This is a genomic window from Nitratireductor sp. ZSWI3, assembly GCF_024655565.1.
Classification (GTDB): domain Bacteria; phylum Pseudomonadota; class Alphaproteobacteria; order Rhizobiales; family Rhizobiaceae; genus Nitratireductor.
Genome location: NZ_JANKOF010000075.1, coordinates 1 through 23424, shown reverse-complemented (window position 1 = coordinate 23424; position 23424 = coordinate 1). Strand labels below are relative to the sequence as shown.

Genomic DNA, 23424 nt, shown 5'->3' with positions numbered 1-23424 from the left:
CCCGCGCGTCCAGAAGAACGCGCGGGGACGCTGTTCATGGAGCCATATGTTTCGGAACAAACTGTCACAAATCTCTGCTAAGGGGTCTTTCCAGAACAGAATCGATCGGCTTTTCTGAAGCGGCATCGAGAACTCACCGGAGGCAGATATCCATGAAGATTGCGGTTCTTGGCGGAGATGGTTTCGTCGGCTGGCCCACCTCCCTGCACCTTTCGGCGCGCGGGCATGAAGTCCACATCCTGGACAATCTGTCCCGCCGCTGGATCGACACGGAGCTCGGCGTGCAGTCGCTGACGCCGATGGATTCGATCCAGGAGCGCACCCGCATCTGGCACCAGGAAACCGGTCGGCGCATCAGCTTCCATCTCATCGACCTGGCGCGTGACTACGACGTTCTGAAGGCGTGGCTCGCCGAGAACAGGCCGGATGCCATCGTGCACTTCGCCGAGCAGCGCGCCGCGCCCTATTCGATGAAGAGCGACCGGCACAAGAACTACACGGTCAGCAACAACACCAATGCCACGCACAATCTCCTCAACGCGATGACGGAGATCGGCCTCGATGCGCATCTGGTCCATCTCGGCACGATGGGCGTCTACGGCTATTCGTCGGTCGGGGCGGCCATTCCGGAGGGCTATTTGCCGGTGGGGGTGGAGACCCTGTCGGGCGATACGGCGACGCAGGAGATCCTCTATCCGAGCAATCCCGGGTCCATCTACCACATGACCAAGTGCCTGGATCAGCTTGTCTTCCAGTTCTACGCAAAGAACGACGGCGTGCGCATCACCGATCTGCACCAGGGCATCGTGTGGGGAACGCACACCGAGGAGACCAGGCTGCACCCGCAGCTGATCAACCGGTTCGATTACGACGGCGACTACGGCACGGTGCTCAACCGCTTCCTCATCCAGGCGGCGATCGGCTATCCGCTCACCGTGCACGGCACGGGCGGGCAGACGCGCGCCTTCATCCACATCCAGGATTCGGTGCGCTGCATCGAGATCGCGTTGAAAAATCCGCCCAAGCGCGGCGACCGGGTCGAGATCTTCAACCAGATGACGGAGACGCATCGGGTGCGCGACCTTGCCGAGATGGTGGCGCGCATGAGCGGCGCCAAGGTCGCCTATCTGCCCAATCCGCGCAAGGAAGCCGCCGAAAACGATCTCGTGGTGCGCAACGACAAGTTCCTCGGGCTCGGCCTCAATCCGACGACGCTGGAGGAAGGCCTTCTGGCCGAGGTGGTCGACGTGGCGAAGAAGTTCGCCTACCGCGTCGACCGCACCCGCATTCCTGCCGTGTCCGCCTGGACCAAGGACATCGCGCCGACCCTCGAGCGCGACCCGGAAGGAAAGCGGCTGAAGAGCGTCGGCTGAGCGACCCCGCGGAATGCCGGCAAACGCCTACGTCACCCTCGTCACCAATACGGATTACGCGATGGGTGCGCTTGCGCTGGTCCGCTCGTTGAAGCTGACCGGCACTAAGGCCGATATCGTCGTCCTCCACACGGGCGGGGCGCCCGAGGCGGCGCTCGTGCCGCTCGCCGAGCTCGGCGCCCGTCTCGTGCCGGCGGCGCTGCTGCCGACCTCCGAAGCCTTCAACGCGCGGCATCAGAGGACGCGGCTGCATGCGGACGCGCCCTTCACCAAGGGCAACAAGCCGGCCTTCCACACGCCGCTGGACAATTTCGCGAAGCTGCGCCTGTGGCAACTCACCGGCTACGAGACCACGGTCTTCATCGATGCGGACGCGCTGGTCCTGCGCAACATCGACCGGCTGTTTTCCTATCCGGAATTTTCCGCCGCGCCCAATGTCTATGAAAGCCTCGCCGATTTCCGCCGGCTGAACTCGGGCGTCTTCGTGGCCAAACCCTCGCAGGAGACCTTCGCCAGGATGCTGGCCCGGCTCGACGAACCAGACGCCTTCTGGCGGCGCACGGACCAGACGTTCCTGCAAAGCTTCTTTCCCGACTGGCACGGCCTGCCCGTGTTCTACAACATGCTGCAATATGTCTGGTTCAACCTGCCGGTGCTGTGGGACTGGAAATCGATCTTCGTGCTGCACTATCAGTATGAGAAGCCGTGGCAGAAGGATCATCCCAAGGCGGATGCGCTGAAACCCCTGATCGACCTCTGGCACGCCTACCATTCGGGCACCGGCGTGCCGGACATCGACCGACTTCCCAACCCGGCCGGATGAGCGCCCCGCACGGCATCGTTTCCGGCGGCACGGGGCTCGTGGGCCGGTTCATCGTGGAAGCGCTGCTTTCGGCGGGATACCGGGTGACGGTGGCCGGCCGCCATGCGCCCGCCGACGGGTTCTTCTCGGCGCCGGTCCCCTTCACGCCGCTGGCGCTGGAGCCGACAGCCGTCTCGGCGGCCCTCTTCGAGGGCGCGGACGTGTTCGTCCACGCCGCTTTCGATCATCTGCCGGGGCGCTATCGCGGCGGGGAGGGGGACGACGCCGCCGGGTTCCGCCGACGCAATCTCGACGGGAGCCTCGCCCTGTTCCGGGCGGCGCGCAGCGCCGGCGTCTCGCGCACCGTGTTCCTGTCGACGCGCGCCGTCTACGGTCCGCGGCCGCCCGGGGCAATGCTCGACGAAGACGAGGATTGCCGTCCCGACACGCTCTACGGCGCGGTGAAGCTCGCCGCCGAGCAGGAGCTGGCGGCGCTGTGCGGGCCGGCCTTTGCCGGCGCCAGCCTGCGTGTGACCGGCGTTTACGGCCCGGCCGGTCCCGGCCGGCGGCACAAATGGGCGGGGTTGTTCGAAGATTATCTCGCCGGCCGCCCGGTCGCCCCGCGCGCCGCGACGGAGGTGCACGGAGCCGACGTTGCCGCCGCCGTGCGGCTAATGCTCGAGGCGCCCGCCGATACCGTATCGAAACGGGTCTTCAACGTATCGGACATCGTGCTCGACCGGCGCGATCTTCTGGCGCTCGTGGCGCAGGAGACCGGCTGTGCGCACCCGCTTCCGGAAGCCGCCGACATCGCCGCGGTCAACGCGATGAAGACCGGGCGGCTGCGGACGCTCGGCTGGCGGCCGGGCGGCGCGGCGCTTCTTCAGCAAACGGTGATGGAGCTATCAGCGCGCGCTTGATCGTTCGGCGCCTCGCGGCATCAGCGCTCGCTTATGCGAATGTAACGGACTGATCGGGGATCCTGACGTATCGATTCAGGTTTGTGATACGGTGAGTCATGCTGTCATGTTAACCGTATGAAAACGCTCAGATACTTCCGGTCGTCCCTCACGTCTGAATCGGCTCCTGCGCCATCTGCAGATGCAGGTCGTCTCCCTCATAGGGATGCGCTTCTGCGACCGCCTCGTCGAGCTCGACGCCGAGGCCGGGCTCACGCGAGGGAATGACGTGGCCGTCCTGCCACTCGATCTTCGTCTTCAGAAGCTCGGCGTGGAATCCGTCGAAGCTGCGTATCGATTCCAGTATCAGGAAGTTCGGCAGCGTCACGGCGAGCTGGATGTTGGCGGCCGCCACGATCGGCCCGCAATAGCAATGCGGCGCGATCTGGATGTGACGTGCCTCGGCCATGGCGGCGATCTTCTTGGTCTCCAGAAGGCCGCCGGAGCGACCGAGATTGGGCTGCAATATGCCCGCCGCCCCGAGCTCGATCAGCCGCGCGAAATCGAAGCGCGTCGTCAGCCGCTCCCCCGTGGCGATGGGGATGGAGGTGGCCCGCGCCACCTCCGCCATCGCTTCGGGATTGTCGGGCGGCACCGGCTCCTCGAACCACAGGGGATCGTAAGGCTCGAGCGCCCGCGCCATGCGTTTTGCGCCCGACGGCGTGAACTGTCCGTGCGTGCCGAACAGGATGTCGGCCGTCCCGCCCACCGCCTCGCGCACCGCGGCCACCATGCGCACCGAAAGGTCGAGGTCGGCGAGCCGCGGCTGACGGCCGCCGAAGGCCGTGTAGGGGCCGGCCGGGTCGAACTTGACGGCGGTGAAGCCTTCGGCGATGCAGGCGCGCGCGGCTTCCGCGGCCAGACCGGGGTCGTTGTAGACGTTGCGCGCCTCGTCGGTTTCGCCGGGCACGACGCTGCCGGTCGCCGGGTAGAGATAGGTGTAGCTGCGCAGCCGCTCGTGCACCATGCCGCCCAGGAGCTTGTAGATCGGCTTGCCCGCCTCCTTGCCGATGATGTCCCAGCAGGCCATTTCCAGCGCCGAGACGCAGCCCATCAGCGTCGGATCCGGCCGCTGGCTGAAGCCGGAGGAATAGGCGCGGCGGAAGAGGGTCTCGATGTCGTGCGGGTCGTGGCCGACCAGATAGCGCTCCGCCACGTCCTCGATCAGCTTTGCCGTCAGATGCGGGCCGAAGGCGGCGGAATAGGCCTCGCCATAGCCCACAACACCGCCATCCGTGACGAGCTTGACGAAGATGAAATAGCGTCCGCCCGCCTGCGGCGGCGGATTGCCGGTGACGAAGGTCCTGACGTCGGTGATCTTCATGGCGCGGCCGTCAGTCGAAGACGATCACGTTGCGCAGCGCCCGCCCGTCCTTGACGGCGGCGATCGCCTCGTTGATCCCTTCGAGCGGATAGCGCGCGGTGATCAGCTCGTCGAGCTTCAGCCGGCCCTTGTGATAGTGATCGACGAGGATGGGGATGTCGTGGCCGATGCGCGCCTCGCCCATCTTGGAGCCGATGATCTTCTGGTTCCAGGCCGCCAGCTTGCCGGGATCGTAGGGGATGCGCACGCCGTTCGGCGGCATGCCGACGACGACCACCGCGCCGTTCCTGGTGATGTAGCGCGGCGCGCTGGCAAGGGCCGCTTCGACGCCGACGGTGACGAACACGAAATCGACACCACGGCCCTGGGTCAGGCGCCTGATCTCCCTGGCGTGCTCGGGATCGGCGGGGCTGAAACCGTGGGTGGCGCCGAAGCTGCGCGCGGCGGCGAGCTTGTCCTCGCTGAGGTCGAGCGCGATGACGGGGCTCGCCCCGGCCAGCGCCGCCCCTTGAATGCTGTTCAGCCCGACACCACCGCACCCGATGACGGCCACCGCCTGGCCGGGCGCCACCTTCGCCGTGTTGACCACTGCGCCGTAGCCGGTGATGACCCCGCAGGCAAGCAGCGAGGCAACGTCGAACGGCATGTCGGCGGGGACGGGCGCGATCTGGCTCTCGTGCACCACCACCTTCTCGGCGAAAGCGCCGGTCCTGAGCCCCTGTTCGCAGGGGCTGCCGTCGGTGAAGGTGAGGGGGCCCTTCTGGTCGAGCGGAAACACCTCCTCGCACATGACGAGGCTGTGGCGCACGCAGTAGTGGCAGTGGCCGCAAGAGCGGATCAGCGTCACCACCACGTGGTCGCCCGGCTTCACCGCGGTGACGCCCGGTCCCGTGCCGGCGACGATCCCGGCCGCCTCGTGGCCGTAGACGGCCGGCAGGTCGCCGCCCCAGGCGCCGTCGGCATAGGAGATGTCCGAGTGGCAGATGGCGCAGGCCTTCACGTCCACCAGCACCTCGCCATGGCCGGGCGCCGCCAGTTCCAGTGTCTCGATGCTGAGGGGCTGGCCGAATTCGCGGCACAGGGCGGCTTTGATCTGCATGGAGGCCTCGCTGATCTTGGCAGGAAGGCGATTTAAGCCGCAAAACGGTGCGCGGGGCAATGCAAAGCCGACACGCATCGTCAAGCATGCGTCAATTGCATCCTTGCCCTGCATTCCGTCTTGTTGACCTCATGCCGGGTGGGGGCTACGCAAAAACATCACAATCGAGGGGACCGACCGCCATGAACGAACCATCCGCAAAGCCCGCCGGAGACCTGACGCTGCGCACCCAGGCGATGCCGGGCGACGCCAACGCCGCCGGCGACATCTTCGGCGGATGGGTGATGGCGCAGATGGACCTTGCCAGCGGCATCCGTGCCGCCGAGCGGGCCCATGGGCGCGTGGTCACCGCTGCGGTCAAGGAAATGTCCTTCGCCAAGCCGATGAAGGTCGGCGACACGCTGTGCATCTACACGCGGATCGAGGGCGTCGGCCGCACCTCCATCCGCCTGAAGGTGGAGGCCTGGGCGCAGCGCTACCTCTCGCCGACCATGGAAATGGTCACGCATGCGGATTTCGTCATGGTGGCGCTCGACGCCACCGGCAAGCCGAGCCCGGTGCCGGCCGAATAGGACCGCTCAGTTCTCGGTATCGTATCGGGCGCGAGCGGCTTCGATGCGGTGCTGGTTGTCCGCAACCCAGCCGGCGAACACCTTCACCGGCACCAGCAGCTCGCGTCCCAGCTCCGTCAGCGCGTAGTCGACGCGCGGCGGAATCGTCGGATAGGCGGTCCTTGTGATGAAGCCGTCGCGCTCCAGGTTGCGCAGCGTCGTCGTCAGCATCTTTTGCGAAATGCCGTCGATCGCCCGCTTCAGCTCGTTGAAGCGCATCGTTCCGCTGCCAAGATGCCGGATCAGCAGCAGGGACCATTTGTCGCCGACGCGGCTCAGGATCTCGTGGATCGGTCCGCAGCCATCGGGGTGAGCACTCTTGCGGGCGGTGTCGTCGGGATGACCGGGTTGCAAAGAGGCGCCTCCTTAAATGCGACTGAACGGAGCCATGAAAAGCGCCTGCGCGGACCGGTTCGGCTGCCGGGCTGATCGCCCGCAGCCGTTATCGAGGAACGGATATATGGTCGTGGTTGCAGAATACAACCACGCGCGGTTCGGCTCATGTCAGTTGCCGTCATCCTGCTTGTCGACCTTCGAGGCCAGCACCTGGTCGATGCGGCGGTTGTCGAGGTCGACGATTTCGAAACGCCAGCCGTGGGCTTCAACGCTCTCGCCCGTCCTGGGCAGATGCGTGAACTCGGCGAGCAGGAAGCCGGCCAGCGTGGTGTAGTTGCGGCGGGCAGGCAGTGCGATGCCCAGATGATCGGCCATCTCGTCGGCCGGCATGGAGCCCGGCAGAAGCCACGAGCCGTCGGCACGCTGGACGACGTCGAGTTCGCCTTCCTCCGCGTCGGCGCGGAACAGGCCGGCGATCGCTTCGAGAATGTCCGATGGCGTGATTATGCCCTCGAAATGCCCGTGCTCGTCATGCACCAGCGCCATCGGCATCTCGGCCTCGCGCAGCACGGAGAGCACGTCGAGCGCGTCGGCGAAGTCGTGCACGATCGGTGCCCGGACCACATGCGCCCGCACATCGAGCGGTTGGCCTTGAAGGTCGGCCGTCAGAAGGTCGCGCAGCTTGACGACGCCCGCGAGCTCGTCGACCGAACCGTCGCCCGCCGGCAGCATCGAATGGCGCGTTTCCTTCAGGGTTCGCGCCAGCGTGTCCTCGTCCGCCGACAGATCCAGCCAGTCCACCTCGCCGCGCGGCGTCATGATGGCGCGGGCTTTGCGGTCGGCCAGCCGCATGACGCCGGCGATCATGCGGCGTTCGTCGGATTCGATGGTGCCGGAGCGTTCCGCCTCGGCAATCAGCGTGCGGATCTCCTCGTCGGTCACGCGCTGGCTGGTTTCGGCGCCCTGGCCGAGCAACGCCAGCACCGCGCGCCCCGACATGTCGAGCAGCCAGACCAGCGGCAGGGCGATCTTCGACAGGAGGCCCATGAAGGGCGCGACTCTGATCGCAATGTTCTCGGCGTTCTTCAGAGCGAGCTGCTTGGGCACGAGCTCGCCGATGATCAGCGAGACGTAGGTGATCAGCGCTACCACGAGCCCGACACCAAGAGGATTGGCCATGCGCGGCGACACGCCGCCGGCGATCAGCCAGTCGGAAAGGCGGGTGCCAAGCGTCGCGCCGGAGAAGGCGCCGGACAGGACGCCGACGAGCGTGATGCCGATCTGCACGGTCGACAGGAAGCGGCCCGGGTCGGCCGACAATGCAAGGGCGCGGCGCGCTCCCTTCTGCCCCTGGTCGGCGCGTGCCTTCAGCCGGGCCGGCCTCGCCGAGACGACCGCGAGTTCCGACATGGCCATGAAGCCATTGAAGAGGATGAGGGCGAAGAGGATGGCGATTTCGAGCAGCAGCATGATCGCTGTTTAGCATTCAAATGCCGGTGGTGCGATGCATCGTTTTCAGCGGCAGGCGCGGTGGCCGTTGCGGCGCCCTTTGAGGTCGAAATGGAAATGATCGCGATGGTCGTAATTGTAGCCGGGGCCGAGAACGGTGGTGAAGTAGTCGCAGCCTTCGGCGCGCACGGTGTTCAAGAGGCCGCGCTGGCGGAAGGCGAAGAAGCCCGGTTTCCTGACGTCGATCTCGCGGCCGTTCTTCAGCTCCACCGCCATCACGTCGAGCGCGTTGCCCTTGGAATGCTCGGAGGCGACGCTGGTGCCGGCGATGCGGCGGCAGGAATAGCTCGATCCCTGACGGATCCTGCCGATGCCGGAGAGATAGCGGGTGCGGGCGGCGGGTGCGAGTTCGTTCTTGGTCCAGCGGGCGAAGGTCTCGGCCATCTGGCAGTTGAGGGTGGCGGGCGGCGACATCTCGATGCCGCCCGACAGGCCGCTCACCTGCACCGGCCAGTCGACGCGGCAGGCACCGCCGTCGTTGATCGGGGCAAGGTCGCGGAACTTGACGCCGAGCCGTTTCAGCCGCTGGCGGCAGGCAACTTCCTCTGCGGGCATGGCGGCGCCTGTGCCCGGCTCCCGCGGAACCGTGAAACGCGGATAGGAAACCATCATCGGATTGGAAGGCACCAGAGCCTGCATGCCCCGCGCCGAGGGCGGCGCCGAGGCCGGGGTCGAAGCCGGGGCCGGGGTCGGCTCTGGAATCGCGGCGGGCTCGGGCATGGCAGGCGCTGCGGGCAGGGCGGCGGCCATCACCGGTTCGGGTGACGGCGCCACCGTCGGGACCGGCGCCGGGGGCGCGATCACCGCTAAAGGCACGGCTGCGGTGGTGACGCCCACGTCGATCGAGGGACGCGGCGACATCACGTCGCTGACGGAACAGGCGGAAAGGCCGACAAGGGCAACGGCGATGAACGGCGCGCGCATCCTGCCACGCCACGCCGGCGCGCTGCTGTTCGCCTTGAGCATTCCCGCCATCCATTCGCTCCCGTCGACCCACGACATGCCAGAGAGGCCGATGCGCAGATTCAAGCACTTACAGCGTCCTTGTGCGTCCGGATGGACGCACGGCGCTGTGGAAGGATAGACCGATCGGGTAAAGGAAAGGTCAGCAGCGCCGTTCAGACCTGTGGCGCGAATGCGGCGGGCTCACTGGCAGAAGGTGTAGCCGTTGCGCCGCGCCTTCATGTCGAGATGGAAATGGTCGCCGTGGTCGGCGTCGCTTCCCGGGCCGAGCACCGTCTTGAACGGGCCGCAGGCGGCGGCCCGGAAGGCGTCGAGGAACCGCGCCTCGCCGTTTTTCGGGTCTTCCGGCGCCTCGACCGGAAGGTCGCTGCCGTCGGCCAGGGTGAAGGAGGCGATGTCGAGCGCGTTGGCGAAGGCGTGTTCGGAAAGCTTTTGCGTGCCGCGCCGGGGGCGGCAGACGAAGGCCGATGCATGGTGCACGGATTTGAGGGATTGGCCGAGGTGCTTGCGGGCGAGCGTCGGCACGGTTTCGGTGAAGAAGCGCGCGAGCTGCAATGCGGTCGTGCAGTTGACCACCGCCTCCGGCTGGAGGGCGACGGATCTCGAAAGCTCGCCGATCAGGATCGGGTGGGACACCTCGCAGCCCTCTTCGGATTGAACCGGCTCCTGCTCCGTAAAGGCAATGCCGAGGGCCGTCAGGGCGGCGCGGCAGTCGCGTTCCTCCTTCGGCAGGCCCGCCTTCCTTTCGGGAGGTTGCGTAGCCTCGTCCTGCGTCTCGACCCTCGGGCGGGGCGAGGGAATGGGCACCGGAACGGACATTTCCTGTTGCCGGACCATCTCGGCGCGCATCACCGGGACAGGGCCGCGCGCCGGCAACTCGCTGGCATGGCCACGCGCGAAAACGAGGAAGAGCAGCAGGAACGGAACGGCGATGATGGCCGTGAAGATCGCCAGTGCGATGAGACGTGAGACGGAAGGCGGGCGGTGCATGACGGCCTTGTGGCCGAAACCCGACCTATGGGGAAATAACGGCGGCTGCATCATGCCGTCAGGCAGCGCCGATCGCGTCCAGTCCGCCTTCGAGCCAGTTGCCCAGCATCGGCATCCCGAGGAGATAGGAGGCGACGCGCTTGTTGCCATACTGCCGGGCGTCGTTCACCGCATCCGCCCATTCGCCCGGCTCGTAGTCGCCGCGGCCGATCCAGGCGATGGCCACCAGTTCCGCCGCCTCGTCCACGTTGAGATCGGAAACCAGCTCGCGAAACTCCTCTTCGGTCAGGTCTTCCGTCTCTTCCTCGGCCAGCCCGTCGTGCTGGTGCTGGTCCTGCGCGTCATCGAATTCGATCTCATGTTCCTTGCCGTCGTCATAGTCCTCGTTGATCGCGGCGCTGAACGCACGGGCCTTCTCCGCCAGCATGCGGACGGTATCGGGGTCGATGGTCAGGTCCCATTCACGTTCGATAGACTTCTGCACGACTGTCCTCCGGCGAACTGCAACCATGATAGCGCAGAACGCGGCGAAAAGGAGAGGGCTTCTGCCGGGTTTTCAGGAGGTTGCGCTTTGCCGCGGTCGCATCGCCGGCACGAGTTCGACGAGAAGGATCGCGGCGAAGATCAGGACACATCCCGCAAGCCCGGTCGGCGGCAGGCGCTCGCCGAGGAAGATTGCTCCGAACAGGGCGGCGAAGACCGCTTCGGTCGACAGGAAGATGGCGGCTTGCGGAGCCGTCGTGTAGCGCTGGCCGATCACCTGCAGGGTGAAGGCGATGCCGCCCGAGAAGATGCCGGCATAAAGGATCTCCGGCAGGGCGAGGCGGATCGCCGGAATGTCGACCGGCTCGCTGAGGAAGGCGATGGCGAGGGCGATGGCGGCGGTGACGCCGAACTGGGTCACGGCCAGGGTCACGGGACGGCCGGTGTGGGCCGCGCTGCGGGCGATCATGATGACCTGCAGGGCCCAGAAGAGCGCACACAGAATGGTGAGCCAGTCGCCGGGCCGGAAGGATACGCTTCCCGCGCCGGAGAGGAGCCAGATGCCGGCCAGCGCCGAGAGGGCTCCCGGCCAGACGACCCGGTGCGGCCATTTGCGGAACAGCAGAACCGAAAGGAACGGCACCATCACCACGTAGAGGCCGGTGAGGAAGCCGGAATTGGTCACGGTGGTCGTCAGAAGCCCGATCTGCTGCGCCGCCATGCCGGCAAAGAGCAGCAGGCCGATGGCCATGAAGTTGCGGTTGTCGCGCGGGCTGAGCGGGGCGGCGCCGCGGCTTTCCCAAAGCGCGAAGGGCAGCATGGTGATGAAGGCGATGGCGAAGCGCAGTCCGATGAAGAGAAACGGTCCGATCGCCTCCATGGCGGTCGACTGGGCGACAAAGCCCATGCCCCACATGGCGCCGGCGAGAAGCAGCAGGAGGTTGGCCTGGATACGCGACATGAAGAGCAAGCCCGATTGGAGGAAGTGCGCTCTTCTTAGGGATGCGTGCGCCTGTCCGCAAGGGGAGGAGATGCGTCGGTCATTGTGCCAGATTCGGGCTCCGCGCGTGGGTTCAGTCCGGTCGCGCGATTCGGATGATGGCCCCGTCGTGCTCGTCGGTCAGGAGCCAGATCGAGCCATCGGGCGCGACGTTGACGTCGCGGATGCGCCCGAAGGCGCCTTCGAAGAGGCGTTCCTCGCCGGTGATCTTGCCATCGGCGTCGCGGTCGAGCCGGGAGACCAGATGGTATTTCAGCGCCGCGACCAGGATGTCGCCCCGCCATTCGGGAAACATCGCGCCGTCATAGACGGCGGCGCCAGACGGTGCGATCGAGGGATCCCAGTAATATTCCGGCTGTTCATAGCCCGGCGCTTCGGTGCCCTGTCCGATCTTCAGGCCGCTGTAGTGGCGGCCGTAGGAGATGATCGGCCAGCCGTAGTTCTTGCCGGCTTCGGTCGAATTGACCTCGTCGCCGCCGCGTGCTCCGTGCTCGACGGTCCAGATCGAGCGGGTCACGGGATCGTAGAAGGCGCCCTGGGGATTGCGATGTCCGCTCGACCAGATCTCCGGGGCGGCATCTTCCATTCCCACGAACGGATTGTCGGCCGGCACCTCGCCGTCCTGGTCGATGCGCAGCACCGAGCCGGCATGGTCCGTGCGGTCCTGGGCGCGATTGGCCTCGCCGCGATCGCCGATGGTGAAGAAAAGCGTTCCGTCGGGATGCATGGCGATGCGCGAGCCGAAATGATGGGTGGTGCCCGTCTTGCGGTTCATCGTGAAGATGGTCGTCAGGTCTTCGAGCCGCGCTCCCTGGGTGTCGCGGACGAGCCTGGCGCGGGCGATCGCGGTGCCGTATCCATCCTCTCCGGGCTGCGAAAACGACAGGAACACGAAACCGGTGTCTGCGAAGTCGTCGGCGATCGCGACGTCGAGCAGGCCGCCCTGACCGGCCGCCGCGACCTCGGGAACGCCGGGAATCGGGTCGGAGATGCCGTCTGCGGTCAGCTGGCGCAACCGCCCGTCACGCTCGGTGACGAGGGCGCTGCCGTCGGGAAGGAAGGCTAGCCCCCACGGGTTGACCAGTCCGCGTGCGACCGTTTCCGCAGTGACGTTGCCCGCCTCGGTCCTGAATGTCTGGGCCGCCAATCCGGGACCTGCAAGGGAGAGGGTCAAGGCTGCGACGAAAACCAGACGTTTCATTCCGAATGCTCCCTATGCGATGTGTTAGGAAGATAGGTTCCATGCTGTTAGGTACAAGGCGGGACGAGACGCCGGCGAAGCCGCTCCGCTTGACAGGAGCGAGAAAATTCTGGTGAAAATTGTCACGGGCTTGTTATATTTGAACAGGTCATACGAAACGGCTCCGTGGGCATCAGCTTTCGGACCGTTTCTTTTTATGTCTGCAGCGGCGACAAGGTGACGCTTCATGCGCGGCAGCGCAGCCGAGCGGGTTGGCCTTGTCTTCAGGTCCGGAAGGTGAAGTGAAATGAACAAGGTGCCGATGACGCTTGCCGGAGCAGCGGCGTTGAAGGAAGAGTTGCGCTGGCGCCAGCAGGAAGAGCGGCCGCGCATCATCGAGGCGATCGCCGAGGCGCGCGCCCATGGCGACCTTTCCGAAAACGCCGAGTACCACGCTGCCAAAGAAGCGCAGAGCCTGAACGAAGGGCGCATCGGCGAACTGGAAGACCTGATCGCCCGTGCCGAGGTCATCGACGTCAGCAAGCTTTCCGGCGACACGATCAAGTTCGGCGCCACGGTGATGCTCGTCGACGAGGACACGGAAGAGGAAAGGACCTATCAGATCGTCGGGGATCAGGAAGCCGACGTGAAGTCGGGCCGCATCTCCATCTCCTCGCCGATCGCCCGGGCGCTGATCGGCAAGGCCGTCGGCGATTCCATCGAGGTCAACGCTCCCGGCGGTGCGCGTGGCTACGAGGTCGTCGAAGTCCGTTACGGCTGACGGTTTCCCGCTCCATGTCTTCCGAGGCGCGTCGAACCGCTGGCAACGCGCCGCGCTCCGTGAGGGACGTGGAGGTGGTCGCCCCCAACTTCAAGAAACGGCTCTCCGGCGTCACCAGCACCATCATCCAGCTGGTGCCGGAGCAGGCGCGCACGCTGCGCATCGCGACGCTCGGCCCGGGCCTGCCGGACGATTTGCCGAAACTGCGCCTTTGGCAGGTACCGGGGCTTCTCACGCGGCCCCGCAACCGGCCGTTCCGCATCTGGCACGCGCGCCGCAACACGGAGATGCTCGGCGGGCTGCTTCTGAGGGACGTGCTGCGTGCGCCGTTGAAGCTGGTCTTCACCTCGGCCGCGCAGCGTCACCATACGGCCTACACGAAATGGCTGATCCGCCGCATGGACGCGGTGATCGCCACCAGCGGCCGCTCCGGTTCGTTTCTCGAGGTTCCGCATAAGGTCGTGCGTCACGGCATCGATACGGTGCGCTTTCATCCGCCGGCGGAAGCGGACGATTCCTGGCCGGCGTCCGGTCTTCCTGGGCGCTACGGCATCGGCTGCTTCGGCCGGATCCGGCATCAGAAGGGCACCGATCTGTTCATCGAAGCGATGATCGACCTTCTGCCGGGATTCCCCGACTGGACCGCCGTGGTCCTGGGGCGTGTGACGGCCGACAACAAGGCGTTTGCCGAAGAGCTGCGCAGAAAGGTTGCTGCCGCCGGCCTTTCCGACAGGATCCTTTTCCTGGGCGAGGTCGCCGACGTTCTGCCCTGGTATCGCCGGATCACGCTTTGCGTGGCGCCGTCGCGCAACGAAGGATTCGGGCTGACGCCGCTCGAGGCGATGGCCTCCCGGACGGCGGTCGTGGCGAGCGATGCGGGGGCCTATGCCGAACTGGTGGTGCCGGGCGAGACGGGGCAGGTGGTGCCCGCCGGGGACGGCGCCGCCCTGCGGCGATCGATCGGCGCCTATCTGGCGGAGCCGGAGCGGGCCGCGCGCCACGGCCAGGCGGGTCTGGAGCATGTGCGCAAGCATTTCGTCCTCGCCACGGAGGCCGAAGGCGTCCGGGCCGTCTATGAGAGCGTGTGGGCCAGGCCATGACCAGCGCGATCATCATCGCCCGCAACAACACCTATGGGCTGACGCAGGACAGCGCCATCCTGAAGGCGGCGCTCGAAGCGTGCGGCGTGACAGTGTCGACGGCGGTGCCGCGGCGCGGGCTGATCGACAGGTTTTTCGGCGGCCGGCGGGCCGATGTCGCCATCCACATGGAGCGGGTCTTCCCGGCATGGATCGGCGGCGCGGCGCGCAACATCCTGGTGCCGAACCAGGAGCGCTTTCCCCGCCGCCATCTGAACAGGCTCGCGCGGATCGATCTCGTGCTCGCCAAGACACGGCATGCCGAGGCGATCTTCTCCGGCCTCGGCGTCAACACCGCCTATTGCGGTTTTGCATCGCCCGATCGCCGTCAACCCGGCGTCGAGAAGGATTGGAAGCGCTTCTTCCACCTTGCCGGAGGCAGCACGCTCAAGGGAACGGAAGACATTCTCGCCCTGTGGGGCAAGCATCCCGAATGGCCGGAGCTCGTGCTCGTGCAGAAAGCAGGGAACGCTCCCGAAACCGTCCCAGGCAACGTGCGGCTTCTGGCCGGATACACCGACGATGCGGCCCTTCGGCAGCTGCAGAACGCCTGCGGCATTCACCTTTGCCCGTCGCGGTCCGAAGGGTGGGGCCACTACATCCTTGAAGCGATGTCCTGTGGCGCCGTGACGATCACCACCGATGCGCCGCCCATGAATGAACAGGTGACGGCCGCCACGGGCATCCTGGTGCCGTTTGCCCGCAGCGAACCTCGTCACCTTGGAACCAACTATTTCTTTGCCCCGGACGCGTTGGAAGAGGCGATCGAACGGGCCCTCGCCATGAGCGACGAGCAGCGCCGTGTGCTGGGAGAAAAGGCCAGGATGGCGTATGAAGCATCGCGCAAGGCCTTTGACGAGGCGATTGCGCGCATCTTTTCCCCTGTGTGATCTTGATTTTACCGCAAAACATGTGTTGGCGGGGCGCCTCCAAGGCGAAAGAGGGTGGAACAGCCGTTGTCCGAGATAGAACCAAAAGCATGGGTCGACGTCACCGGGGTGATCCGTTGGGGGGCGCAGCCGCCGACGGGGATCCAGCGGGTCGAAACCACCGTTTGCCGGCAGGCCTTCGAAACCTCGACGGCGGGCTTCGTGATCTTCGACGTGCTTGCGCGGCGGTACCGGCGGCTGACGCAGCGGGAAATGGCGTTCCTCGCCTATATCGTGCTCGGCAAATGGCCGGCTGACACGGCCGCGCGCGGCGAGCGCCTGAAGGGGGCATTCGCCTATCTCGACGTGCAGTTCTCCCATCAGGACAATGAGACCGCCCGCCGCCTGGCCTATGCGGCGACCGGTTTCAGGCGCCGCTCCGGCGGGCTCTACACCGTCGCCAAGCTGGTCCTGCGCCTTTTCCAGTGGCTGTTCGTGGTGCTGAGATCGTTGATGCTTGGCGCATCGGCCGTCGCCCGCCGGATTTCCGGAAGGCCGCAACGATGGGCGCCGGAGGGATCGGTGGTGCTCGTCTCGCACGAGGTGAGCCGCAATCGGTCGATCACCGACGGGCTGGATCAGGCTGGACTGCACGGCGTCAACATCGTGCATGATCTGATCCCCGTCCTCCAGCCCGAGCTGGTCTCGAAGCGCTTCAGCGCCGGCATGGACACCTTCCTGCGCCGCATCCTGAAGGCTCCCGAACCGATCATCGCCGTCTCCCGATCGACGCGCGACGATCTGATCATGTGGAATCGCGACGATGTCGGTGCGGCCTATCCGTTCGAGATCAAGGTCTGCCCGCTCGGCTCGGCGCTGGTCTCCACGCAGCGCGACAACGAGCCCATACCGGGGCTCGAAGGCCGCCCATTCTCGGTCTTCTGCTCGACCTTCGACATCCGCAAGAACCATCACCTGCTGGTCGCCGTATGGGCGTGGCTGGCGCGGAACATGGATATCGCACGGCTCCCCGACCTGGTGCTGATCGGCCGGCGCGGCAATGCCTCGGGGCTGGTCGAAGCCGAGCTGGCCAAGGCGCCGGAGCTTGCCGGCCGCGTGCACATTCTTTCCGGCATCAGCGACAAGCAGCTTCGCTGGGGGTATCAGAACGCCGTCCTCGGCCTGTTCCCTTCGAGCGCCGAGGGGTGGGGGCTCGGCGTGTCGGAATGTCTGGCGAGCGGCCTGCCCGTGGTGCATGCCGACGTGCCCTCGCTCAAGGAGGCCGCCCAGGATTTGATGCCGGTGCTTCCGGCCGGCGATTTCGATGCCTGGTCGACCACGCTGAAGGATCTGTTCGAGCATCCGGAGAAGATCGAGGCATTGCGCAGCCGGGTCGCGGAGACCTACGACCGGGGCTCCCCGGCGGGTTTCGCCGGCTGTGTAATCTCCTACCTGAACCTGCTCGCGGACAAGGGGCTCGGCGCGGCGCGCGTTCAAAAACAGCAGATCGCCTGACGCGGCGTTCACCAAAAATCCGGCCGCGGCCGGATCGTCACTTGTCTATCGCGACCAGCCCTTCGTCCTTCACCTGTCGGATGGTCAGCGCCGTGCGCACGGTGTCGACATTGGGCGCCGAGGTCAGTTCCTCGATGACGAAGGTCTGGAACGTGGTGAGATCGGTCGCCACGCAATGGAGCATGAAGTCGGAATCGCCGGAAACCATCCAGGCGCGGCGCACGATCGGCCAGCCGCGGGTGCGTTCGGCGAAGGTCTTGAGCTCCGTCTCCGACTGGTAGTGCAGGCCGACGAGGCAGAAGGCCACGACGTCGAAGCCGAGCGCCGGCGAATTGAGCAGGGCACGGTAGCCCTTGATGATGCCGCTGTCTTCGAGCCTCTTGACCCGACGCAGGCACGGAGGGGCCGAAATGCCGACACGCCGCGAGAGTTCGACATTGGTCATCTTGCCATCGGCCTGGAGCTCGCGCAGGATTTTCCAGTCGATTGCGTCAAGATCGGCCTTGAGCGGCATGACTTTCCCTATTCTTGTTGCTGGCGCGCGAGAATCTTCCGCAGCGCAACTCGAAACTAGGCCAAGCGGACGAACAAGCCAAGCAACGCGATTGAGGGTGGACTGTTATATCCACCGCGATTGAAACGATAAAAACGCGAGATATCGCTGCCAGCGGCAATCGGTAGCTGTTGGAAACCCATTCCTCGCCTTGCACAAGCGGGTGGTGAATACTTAGATCATGTCACCGTATTGTCTGGTCGGTTGCTTATGAGGGCTCCGTCCGGGAGCTTCGTGGCGCGCCGCCTCTATTGCGGGCGCAAGGAGCACAAAGATTTGTTTGGCAGTGCGCGCACAGGCGCCGTTGCCGCTGGCCAGTAGGAAAGGACCCAGTCTCATGACACGTCGTCACGCGCCCGTTCTCATCATCGGTTCGGGGCCGGCCGGATACACGGCGGCGATCTATGCGGCGCGGGCCATGCTGAGACCGCTGCTCGTCGCCGGGCTGGAGCAGGGCGGCCAGTTGATGATCACGACCGAGGTCGAGAACTATCCGGGTTTTGCCGATCCCATCCAGGGACCCTGGCTGATGGAGCAGATGCGGGCCCAGGCCGAGAATGTCGGCGCGGAAATCGCCAACGACCTGATCGTCGAGGCTGACATCGAAACGCGTCCGTTCCGGCTGAAGGGCGACTCCGGCACCGAATACACCTGCGACGCCTTGATCATCGCCACCGGGGCGAAGGCCAAATGGCTGGGCCTGCCGTCGGAACAGTCCTTCATGGGGTTCGGCGTGTCGGCCTGTGCCACCTGCGACGGCTTCTTCTATCGCGGCAAGGACGTCGCGGTGATCGGCGGCGGCAACACGGCGGTCGAGGAAGCGCTGTATCTGTCCAATCTGGCCAGGACGGTGACCGTCGTCCACCGGCGCGATGCGTTCCGCTCCGAGCGGATCCTGCAGGAACGCCTGATGGCGCGCGACAATGTGAAGGTGCTTTGGGACACGGTGGTCGATGAGATCACCGGGCAGCCGGCGAAGCATCCCATGCCGCCCTCCGTGAGCGGTGTTCGTGTGAAGAACGTGAAGACCGGCGCCTTGTCCGAACTGGCGGTCGACGGCGTCTTCGTGGCCATCGGCCACGCACCGGCGGTCGAGCTTTTCCAAGGCAAGCTGAAGCAGAAGCCGAACGGCTATCTCTGGACGGTCCCCGGCACGACGCAGACGGATGTGCCGGGCGTCTTTGCCGCCGGCGACGTCGCCGACGACATCTATCGCCAGGCGGTCACGGCAGCCGGGCTCGGTTGCATGGCCGCCCTTGAGGCGGAAAAATATCTGGCAGGTCTCGAAACGCAAAGAGAGGCCGCCGAATAAAGGGAACCGGATAAGAATAGGGGCGGTTCACGCCCGCAGACGGTACACACGCCTGACAAAGGAGAACGAGGCGTTGGACTGGGACAAGCTCAGGGTTTTTCACGCCGCCGCCGAGGCTGGCTCGTTCACGCATGCCGCCGAGACGTTGCATCTGTCGCAATCGGCCATCTCGCGGCAGGTCAGCGCGCTGGAACAGGAGGTGGGTGTGCCGCTGTTTCATCGCCATGCGCGCGGCCTGGTGCTGACGGAGCAGGGCGAGATGCTGTACCGCACGGCGCATGACGTGCTGATGCAGCTCGAAAGTGTGCGTGTGCGTCTGACGGAAGCGAAGGACCGGCCTTCGGGCCTCTTGAAGGTCTCCACCACCGTGGGCCTCGGGACGGGCTGGCTGACCGAACGGGTTCCCGAATTCGTAGAACTCTATCCGGACATTCAGCTGCAGCTGATCCTCGACAACGAGGAACTCGATCTGACCATGCGGCAGGCCGACTGCGCGATCCGCATGCGCCAGCCGCAGCAGCCGGATCTCATCCAGCGCAAGCTCTTCACGGTGCATTTCCACCTCTATGCGTCGCCCTCCTATGTCAACCGATACGGGAAGCCGACCTCGATTGCCGATCTCGACAACCATCGCATCGTCACGTTCGGAGAGGCGGTGCCGACGCATCTGAGCGATATGAACTGGCTGGAGACGGCCGGACGGTCCGAGGGATCGAAGCGAATCGCGACGCTGCAGATCAACAACATCCTGTCGATCAAGCTCGCCGTGCAGCGCGGCGCGGGCATCGCCATGCTCCCTGATTATATGGTGGGCAAGAGCAACGACCTTGTGCAGCTCATGCCGGAAACAGCCGTGCCGTCTTTCGATACCTATTTTTGTTATCCGAATGTCATGAAAAACCAGGCAAAACTCCACGCTTTCCGGGATTTTCTGATTTCGAAGTCACGCAGTTGGGCTTTTTGACGGCGTTTTTCTGTCGACATATGCATCGTCATGCATTTTTGCATGGGTGAGTTGCAAAAACATGTGGTTGTTATTTAGGCGCGCATTGCCCATATGAGAAGCACTCCCGGGGGTGTTCTCCTCCCATTTGCCCCCGCGAGTGTTCCCCTCTGGAGGTTTCGCCTATATGGCACTTCCAATGACTTGAGCCGGGTCTTCGTGATCCGGCTTTTTTTTGCCTGGCGTTCAGGCGGGCTGCTGCCCTATCGAAAGAGCGTTTCTCCCGTGAGATCGGCGTAAAGTCCCGCAACCTCCTCGGCGTAGCCGTTGTAAAGCTGCGTCGGCACGCTTTCGCCCGTGTGCAGAATCCGCTCCTCCGCCTGGCTCCAGCGCGGATGCGGCACCTCGGGATTCACATTTGCCCAGAAACCGTATTCGTTTCCGGCGATCTGTTCCCAAAAGCTCGTCGGCCGTTTGTCCGTGAAGCTCACCCGGCGGATCGACTTGATGGATTTGAAGCCGTATTTCCAGGGCAGGGCGAGCCGCACGGGCGCGCCGAACTGCTTTGCCAGAGGCTTGCCGTAGACGCCCGTCACCATGAAGGCAAGGTCGTTCGCCGCTTCCTCCATCGTCACGCCCTCCACATAGGGCCACGGATACCAGACCTGCTTCTGGCCGCTCGCCATTTTGGGCTCATTGAACGTCTCGAAACGGATGTACCTGGCTGAAGCGGACGGTTTGGCAAGCGCCACCAGAGCGGACAGGGGAAAGCCGGTCCACGGCACCGTCATCGACCAGGCCTCGACGCAGCGATGGCGGTAGAGCCGTTCTTCCAGGCTGACCCGCCTGACGAGATCCTCGAAGGCGATGCGCATCGGCGCCTCGACCATGCCGTCGATCTCAATGTCCCAGGGATGCGTGACGAGCGACTGCGCGGCGCGGGCGATCTGCTTGTGCGAGCCGAATTCGTAGAAATTGTTGTAGGTGCCGCTGATGTCTTCGGGCGTCAGCTCGCGGTCGACCTCATAGCGCTCGTTGCGCTCGGCCGGGTAGAGGTCGGCCGTCAGGGCCGCCGCATCGCGAGCTGCCTCGGCTGTGGCGTATGAGGGGAGCAGCGGGATGCCGGCCAGCGCGCCTGCTCCAAGACCGAGGCCCTTGAGGATGGCGCGCCGGTTCTCGAAGACCGTTTCCGGCGTCGCCTGGTTTTCGCTGATCGCCCAACGGGGGCGGCGATGGATTGCGGGCATGGATTTCCTCCGCTTGAACGCTGATTGGCCATAGGCAGTGGTACGATCAAGCGGCGTCCGTGCAAAATCACGGCCCTTCACAATCCCGTTCCGATCGCCTCAGGCAGCCTTGCCATGCCCGTTCATCGCCTCGTCGGCCAGCCTCCCGGTCAGCTCGGCCATGTGGTCGAAACGCGCCCGGTAGCTGGCGACCCCGGCGGTGGCCGAACGCAGCTCGATGATCAGGTTGCCCGTTTCCGCCTCGGGCATCATCGCTTCCACGACATCCCAGCCGCCCCAGCCTGGCCTGGCATCGAAGCCGAGGATCTGCCCGCGTCTTTGCGAGACGATGGCCGTTATCCGAGCCGTCGCGTCCGAGGGCGTGAAGATCTCGACCTTCAGAACGGGTTCAAGCAGGACGGGGCTGCAACTGACCAATCCTTCCTTCATGGCGAGCCGGCCCGCGAGCTGGAAGGCCATGTCGGAAGAATCGACCGTGTGATAGGAGCCCTCGGAGAGGTTCACCGCGAGGTCGACCACCGGAAAGCCCAGGGGGCCGCTCTTCAGATACTCGCGCACGCCGGCCTCGACCGACGGGATATATTGCTTCGGCACCACACCGCCGGTGATCGTGTCGGTGAACTCGAAGCCGCTGCCGCGCGGCAAGGGGCGGATGTCCAGCACCACATCGCCGAACTGCCCATGCCCGCCCGACTGCTTCTTGTGCCGTCCGCGCTGGGTCGTGCCCTTGCGGATCGTCTCGCGATAGGGGATCGACGGCGGTGCCGCCTCGACGGAGATCTGATATTTGCCTTCAAGCCGTTCGCGCGCCACCCGCAGATGCATCTCGCCATGGCCGGAGACGACGGTTTCGCCGGTCTCCTGCCGCTGATCGAGAGCCAGGGACGGGTCCTCCTCCATCAGCTTTTGCAGAGCCACGGAGAGCTTTGCCTCGTCCTTGCGCTCGCGGGATCTGAGCGCCAGGGCGTAGACGGGCTGGGGAGGCTGCAGCGCGGCGAGGGGGGCGAGGGCAGTCTTGCCGCTGGTCAGCGTGTCGCCCGTGCGGACGCCGTCGAGCTTGCCGAGCGCGACGGTTTCGCCGGTCGCTGCCGAGGAACGCTTGATCTGCTCGCGGCCAAGCATGTCGTAGATGCCGGAAACCTTGGCGGTGTTGTCGGCCGAGCGCAACTCGAGCCCGTCGGTCACCGATCCCGTCAGGAGGCGCGCGATGGAAAGCTTGCCGCCATGCGGTGTGTGGATGGTCTTTATGACCTGGGCGACGCAGTCGCTGCCATCCTCGAGGCCAAGCCTCGTGCGGGTGGTCGCCACGTCGGGAGCGTCGTGCCGGATCGCCTTCAGGAGCCGCAGGATGCCGTTGCCCCTTTCCGCCGAGCCGATCAGGACGGGCGTCACCGTCCCCTCGTGCAGATCGGCGGCAAGATCGTCGAAGATCGCGTCGCGCGGCGGCTCGATCTCCTCGAGAAGCTGTTCCATCAGCGCGTCGTCGTGGTCGGCGAGCGTTTCCAGCATGGAGAAGCGGGCCTCCACCTCGCGCGCCTTGTCGTCGTTGGAGATGGGCGCGATCTCGCTGGTGGCATGCTCTCGGTAGATATAGGCGCGTTCGAGGGCCAGATCGATCGAACCCATCACGATGCCGTCCTTGCGCAGGGGGATCTGGCGCAGCAAAAGGGGCGAGGCGCTGGTCGGCTGAAGCATCTTCAGCATGTCGCGCACGCCGATGGTGGCGTTCTCGATCTTGTTGAGGAAGATCATGCGCGGAATGCCCAGCGCATCGAGCTTGTGCAGGATGAGTTGCAGCGCGGCGATCTTCTTGTCGTCCGGCTCCATCACCACCACGGCCAGATCGGCCGCGGCCAGGACGGGATCCGTTTCACTGGCGAATTCCACCGATCCGGGGCAATCGACGAAGGTGAAGCTCTCGTCCAGGAAGGAGGTGGTGGCGATGGTCGCCTCGACGCTCATCTGGTGCGCCTGGGCTTCGGCCGAGTGATCGCCGACCGTTCCGCCCGATCCCGTCTTCGCCTGCTTGTGGATCGAGCCGGTGCGCTCCAGCACGGCTTCCAGCAGCGTCGTCTTGCCGCTGGCGAACGGACCGACAATGGCAATGCATTTTGGTCCGCTGCTTCTCACTCCCGAACGTTTTCCCATAACTGGCGGCCTCCTCTCACGCGTTTCCATGAGCGGCGGCCGGCCCAAGCGGCCGTCGCGCGGTTTCGGCGCGGTGCGGATGGCCCAAGGCCAAATCCAGCCTCTACAGAGGCCGATACAGGCACTGTGGTGCCGATGCGCCGGCTTCCCCGAAACATCGTCACATGGCTTGGGTTTTTGGGCAAGAGGCGTCGGGCGAAGAGCCAGGAAACCGACGCGAAGGTTGCCTTGGCGGTTCCCTCAAAAAGCGGCTGAACGCCGATGGCTGCCGCCCGCCCGGAAGGCGGG

Annotated in this window: 22 protein-coding genes; 10 read left to right on the top strand and 12 right to left on the bottom strand. The window is 65.4% G+C overall.

The features are described 5' to 3' along the window. Positions 1 to 152 precede the first annotated feature (152 nt). The 3 genes from NUU27_RS18950 to NUU27_RS18940 are packed head-to-tail and all read left to right on the top strand — an operon-like array spanning position 153 to position 3095. Positions 153 to 1373, top strand: a complete 1221-nt coding sequence (locus tag NUU27_RS18950; RefSeq protein ID WP_257763716.1) for an NAD-dependent epimerase/dehydratase family protein — start codon at positions 153 to 155, stop codon at positions 1371 to 1373. A 13-nt stretch (positions 1374 to 1386) separates the two neighbouring features. Continuing rightward, entirely contained in the window at positions 1387 to 2196 is an 810-nt protein-coding gene (locus NUU27_RS18945; RefSeq protein ID WP_257763715.1) for a glycosyltransferase, read from the top strand. After that, on the top strand, positions 2193 to 3095 hold the full coding sequence (locus NUU27_RS18940; protein ID WP_257763714.1) for an NAD(P)-dependent oxidoreductase: 903 nt from the start codon (positions 2193 to 2195) through the stop codon (positions 3093 to 3095). The genes NUU27_RS18945 and NUU27_RS18940 overlap by 4 nt, the downstream gene beginning before the upstream one ends. A 148-nt stretch (positions 3096 to 3243) precedes the next feature. On the opposite strand, the gene NUU27_RS18935 is transcribed toward NUU27_RS18940, so the two are convergent. Both NUU27_RS18935 and NUU27_RS18930 read right to left on the bottom strand, forming a co-directional pair. Next, positions 3244 to 4458, bottom strand: coding sequence for a mandelate racemase/muconate lactonizing enzyme family protein (locus tag NUU27_RS18935; RefSeq protein ID WP_257763713.1), 1215 nt, complete (start codon positions 4456 to 4458; stop codon positions 3244 to 3246). A 10-nt stretch (positions 4459 to 4468) separates the two neighbouring features. Further along, the gene (locus NUU27_RS18930; RefSeq protein WP_257763712.1) at positions 4469 to 5557 is read right to left on the bottom strand and encodes a Zn-dependent alcohol dehydrogenase; all 1089 of its coding nucleotides are present in this window, start codon (positions 5555 to 5557) and stop codon (positions 4469 to 4471) included. A gap of 182 nt (positions 5558 to 5739) precedes the next feature. On the opposite strand from NUU27_RS18930, the gene NUU27_RS18925 reads away from it, so the two are divergent. Next, the gene (locus NUU27_RS18925; protein WP_257763711.1) at positions 5740 to 6129 is read left to right on the top strand and encodes an acyl-CoA thioesterase; all 390 of its coding nucleotides are present in this window, start codon (positions 5740 to 5742) and stop codon (positions 6127 to 6129) included. Positions 6130 to 6135: 6 nt separating this feature from the next. Here NUU27_RS18925 and NUU27_RS18920 read toward each other — a convergent pair whose 3' ends face one another. From NUU27_RS18920 to NUU27_RS18890, 7 genes are all read right to left on the bottom strand, one after another. After that, on the bottom strand, positions 6136 to 6522 hold the full coding sequence (locus tag NUU27_RS18920) for a winged helix-turn-helix transcriptional regulator (RefSeq protein ID WP_374567571.1): 387 nt from the start codon (positions 6520 to 6522) through the stop codon (positions 6136 to 6138). Between the two features lie 150 nt (positions 6523 to 6672). After that, positions 6673 to 7974, bottom strand: coding sequence for a hemolysin family protein (locus tag NUU27_RS18915; protein WP_257763710.1), 1302 nt, complete (start codon positions 7972 to 7974; stop codon positions 6673 to 6675). Positions 7975 to 8019: 45 nt separating this feature from the next. Further along, a complete protein-coding gene (locus tag NUU27_RS18910; protein WP_374567567.1) occupies positions 8020 to 8988 on the bottom strand; it encodes an extensin family protein in 969 nt (322 codons plus the stop codon). A gap of 171 nt (positions 8989 to 9159) precedes the next feature. Continuing rightward, positions 9160 to 9966: an extensin family protein gene (locus NUU27_RS18905; protein WP_257763709.1), complete on the bottom strand. Its 807-nt coding sequence runs from the start codon at positions 9964 to 9966 to the stop codon at positions 9160 to 9162. A 58-nt stretch (positions 9967 to 10024) separates the two neighbouring features. Continuing rightward, entirely contained in the window at positions 10025 to 10450 is a 426-nt protein-coding gene (locus tag NUU27_RS18900; RefSeq protein ID WP_257763708.1) for a DUF3775 domain-containing protein, read from the bottom strand. A 72-nt stretch (positions 10451 to 10522) separates the two neighbouring features. Beyond that, positions 10523 to 11410 (bottom strand): DMT family transporter, encoded by an 888-nt coding sequence (locus NUU27_RS18895; protein WP_257763707.1) that lies wholly within the window; start codon positions 11408 to 11410, stop codon positions 10523 to 10525. A 112-nt stretch (positions 11411 to 11522) separates the two neighbouring features. Next, positions 11523 to 12650, bottom strand: a complete 1128-nt coding sequence (locus NUU27_RS18890; protein WP_257763706.1) for a PQQ-dependent sugar dehydrogenase — start codon at positions 12648 to 12650, stop codon at positions 11523 to 11525. Between the two features lie 286 nt (positions 12651 to 12936). Here NUU27_RS18890 and greA point away from each other — a divergent pair, with 286 nt between their 5' ends. From greA to NUU27_RS18870, 4 genes are all read left to right on the top strand, one after another. Further along, entirely contained in the window at positions 12937 to 13410 is a 474-nt protein-coding gene (greA, locus tag NUU27_RS18885) for a transcription elongation factor GreA (protein ID WP_257763705.1), read from the top strand. A gap of 14 nt (positions 13411 to 13424) precedes the next feature. Continuing rightward, positions 13425 to 14510: a glycosyltransferase family 4 protein gene (locus tag NUU27_RS18880; protein ID WP_257763704.1), complete on the top strand. Its 1086-nt coding sequence runs from the start codon at positions 13425 to 13427 to the stop codon at positions 14508 to 14510. Then, positions 14507 to 15439, top strand: coding sequence for a glycosyltransferase family 4 protein (locus NUU27_RS18875; protein ID WP_257763703.1), 933 nt, complete (start codon positions 14507 to 14509; stop codon positions 15437 to 15439). The genes NUU27_RS18880 and NUU27_RS18875 overlap by 4 nt, the downstream gene beginning before the upstream one ends. Positions 15440 to 15505: 66 nt before the next feature. After that, complete coding sequence (locus NUU27_RS18870; RefSeq protein WP_257763702.1) at positions 15506 to 16933, top strand: glycosyltransferase; 1428 nt, start codon at positions 15506 to 15508, stop codon at positions 16931 to 16933. A 37-nt stretch (positions 16934 to 16970) separates the two neighbouring features. Here the strand turns inward: NUU27_RS18870 and NUU27_RS18865 are convergent, their stop codons facing one another. After that, positions 16971 to 17447, bottom strand: a complete 477-nt coding sequence (locus NUU27_RS18865) for an Lrp/AsnC family transcriptional regulator (RefSeq protein ID WP_257763701.1) — start codon at positions 17445 to 17447, stop codon at positions 16971 to 16973. 376 nt (positions 17448 to 17823) lie between these two features. On the opposite strand from NUU27_RS18865, the gene trxB reads away from it, so the two are divergent. Continuing rightward, positions 17824 to 18798 carry a thioredoxin-disulfide reductase gene (gene trxB, locus NUU27_RS18860; protein ID WP_257763699.1) on the top strand — a complete coding sequence of 325 codons (975 nt, stop codon included), beginning with the start codon at positions 17824 to 17826 and terminating at the stop codon, positions 18796 to 18798. Between the two features lie 73 nt (positions 18799 to 18871). Then, on the top strand, positions 18872 to 19762 hold the full coding sequence (locus NUU27_RS18855; RefSeq protein WP_257763698.1) for a LysR family transcriptional regulator: 891 nt from the start codon (positions 18872 to 18874) through the stop codon (positions 19760 to 19762). A gap of 242 nt (positions 19763 to 20004) precedes the next feature. Here the strand turns inward: NUU27_RS18855 and msrP are convergent, their stop codons facing one another. After that, positions 20005 to 20988: a protein-methionine-sulfoxide reductase catalytic subunit MsrP gene (gene msrP, locus NUU27_RS18850; protein WP_257763697.1), complete on the bottom strand. Its 984-nt coding sequence runs from the start codon at positions 20986 to 20988 to the stop codon at positions 20005 to 20007. A 99-nt stretch (positions 20989 to 21087) separates the two neighbouring features. Next, positions 21088 to 23136: an elongation factor G gene (locus NUU27_RS18845; protein WP_257763696.1), complete on the bottom strand. Its 2049-nt coding sequence runs from the start codon at positions 23134 to 23136 to the stop codon at positions 21088 to 21090. Positions 23137 to 23424 lie beyond the last annotated feature (288 nt).

Coding starts and splice junctions, on each gene's coding strand:
- NUU27_RS18950 (WP_257763716.1), top strand. CDS start 153: ATGAAGATTGCGGTTCTTGGCGGAGATGGTTTCGTCGGCTGGCCCACC.
- NUU27_RS18945 (WP_257763715.1), top strand. CDS start 1,387: ATGCCGGCAAACGCCTACGTCACCCTCGTCACCAATACGGATTACGCG.
- NUU27_RS18940 (WP_257763714.1), top strand. CDS start 2,193: ATGAGCGCCCCGCACGGCATCGTTTCCGGCGGCACGGGGCTCGTGGGC.
- NUU27_RS18935 (WP_257763713.1), bottom strand. CDS start 4,458: ATGAAGATCACCGACGTCAGGACCTTCGTCACCGGCAATCCGCCGCCG.
- NUU27_RS18930 (WP_257763712.1), bottom strand. CDS start 5,557: ATGCAGATCAAAGCCGCCCTGTGCCGCGAATTCGGCCAGCCCCTCAGC.
- NUU27_RS18925 (WP_257763711.1), top strand. CDS start 5,740: ATGAACGAACCATCCGCAAAGCCCGCCGGAGACCTGACGCTGCGCACC.
- NUU27_RS18915 (WP_257763710.1), bottom strand. CDS start 7,974: ATGCTGCTGCTCGAAATCGCCATCCTCTTCGCCCTCATCCTCTTCAAT.
- NUU27_RS18910 (WP_374567567.1), bottom strand. CDS start 8,988: ATGGCGGGAATGCTCAAGGCGAACAGCAGCGCGCCGGCGTGGCGTGGC.
- NUU27_RS18905 (WP_257763709.1), bottom strand. CDS start 9,966: ATGCACCGCCCGCCTTCCGTCTCACGTCTCATCGCACTGGCGATCTTC.
- NUU27_RS18895 (WP_257763707.1), bottom strand. CDS start 11,410: ATGTCGCGTATCCAGGCCAACCTCCTGCTGCTTCTCGCCGGCGCCATG.
- NUU27_RS18890 (WP_257763706.1), bottom strand. CDS start 12,650: ATGAAACGTCTGGTTTTCGTCGCAGCCTTGACCCTCTCCCTTGCAGGT.
- greA (WP_257763705.1), top strand. CDS start 12,937: ATGAACAAGGTGCCGATGACGCTTGCCGGAGCAGCGGCGTTGAAGGAA.
- NUU27_RS18880 (WP_257763704.1), top strand. CDS start 13,425: ATGTCTTCCGAGGCGCGTCGAACCGCTGGCAACGCGCCGCGCTCCGTG.
- NUU27_RS18875 (WP_257763703.1), top strand. CDS start 14,507: ATGACCAGCGCGATCATCATCGCCCGCAACAACACCTATGGGCTGACG.
- NUU27_RS18865 (WP_257763701.1), bottom strand. CDS start 17,447: ATGCCGCTCAAGGCCGATCTTGACGCAATCGACTGGAAAATCCTGCGC.
- trxB (WP_257763699.1), top strand. CDS start 17,824: ATGACACGTCGTCACGCGCCCGTTCTCATCATCGGTTCGGGGCCGGCC.
- msrP (WP_257763697.1), bottom strand. CDS start 20,988: ATGCCCGCAATCCATCGCCGCCCCCGTTGGGCGATCAGCGAAAACCAG.
- NUU27_RS18845 (WP_257763696.1), bottom strand. CDS start 23,136: ATGGGAAAACGTTCGGGAGTGAGAAGCAGCGGACCAAAATGCATTGCC.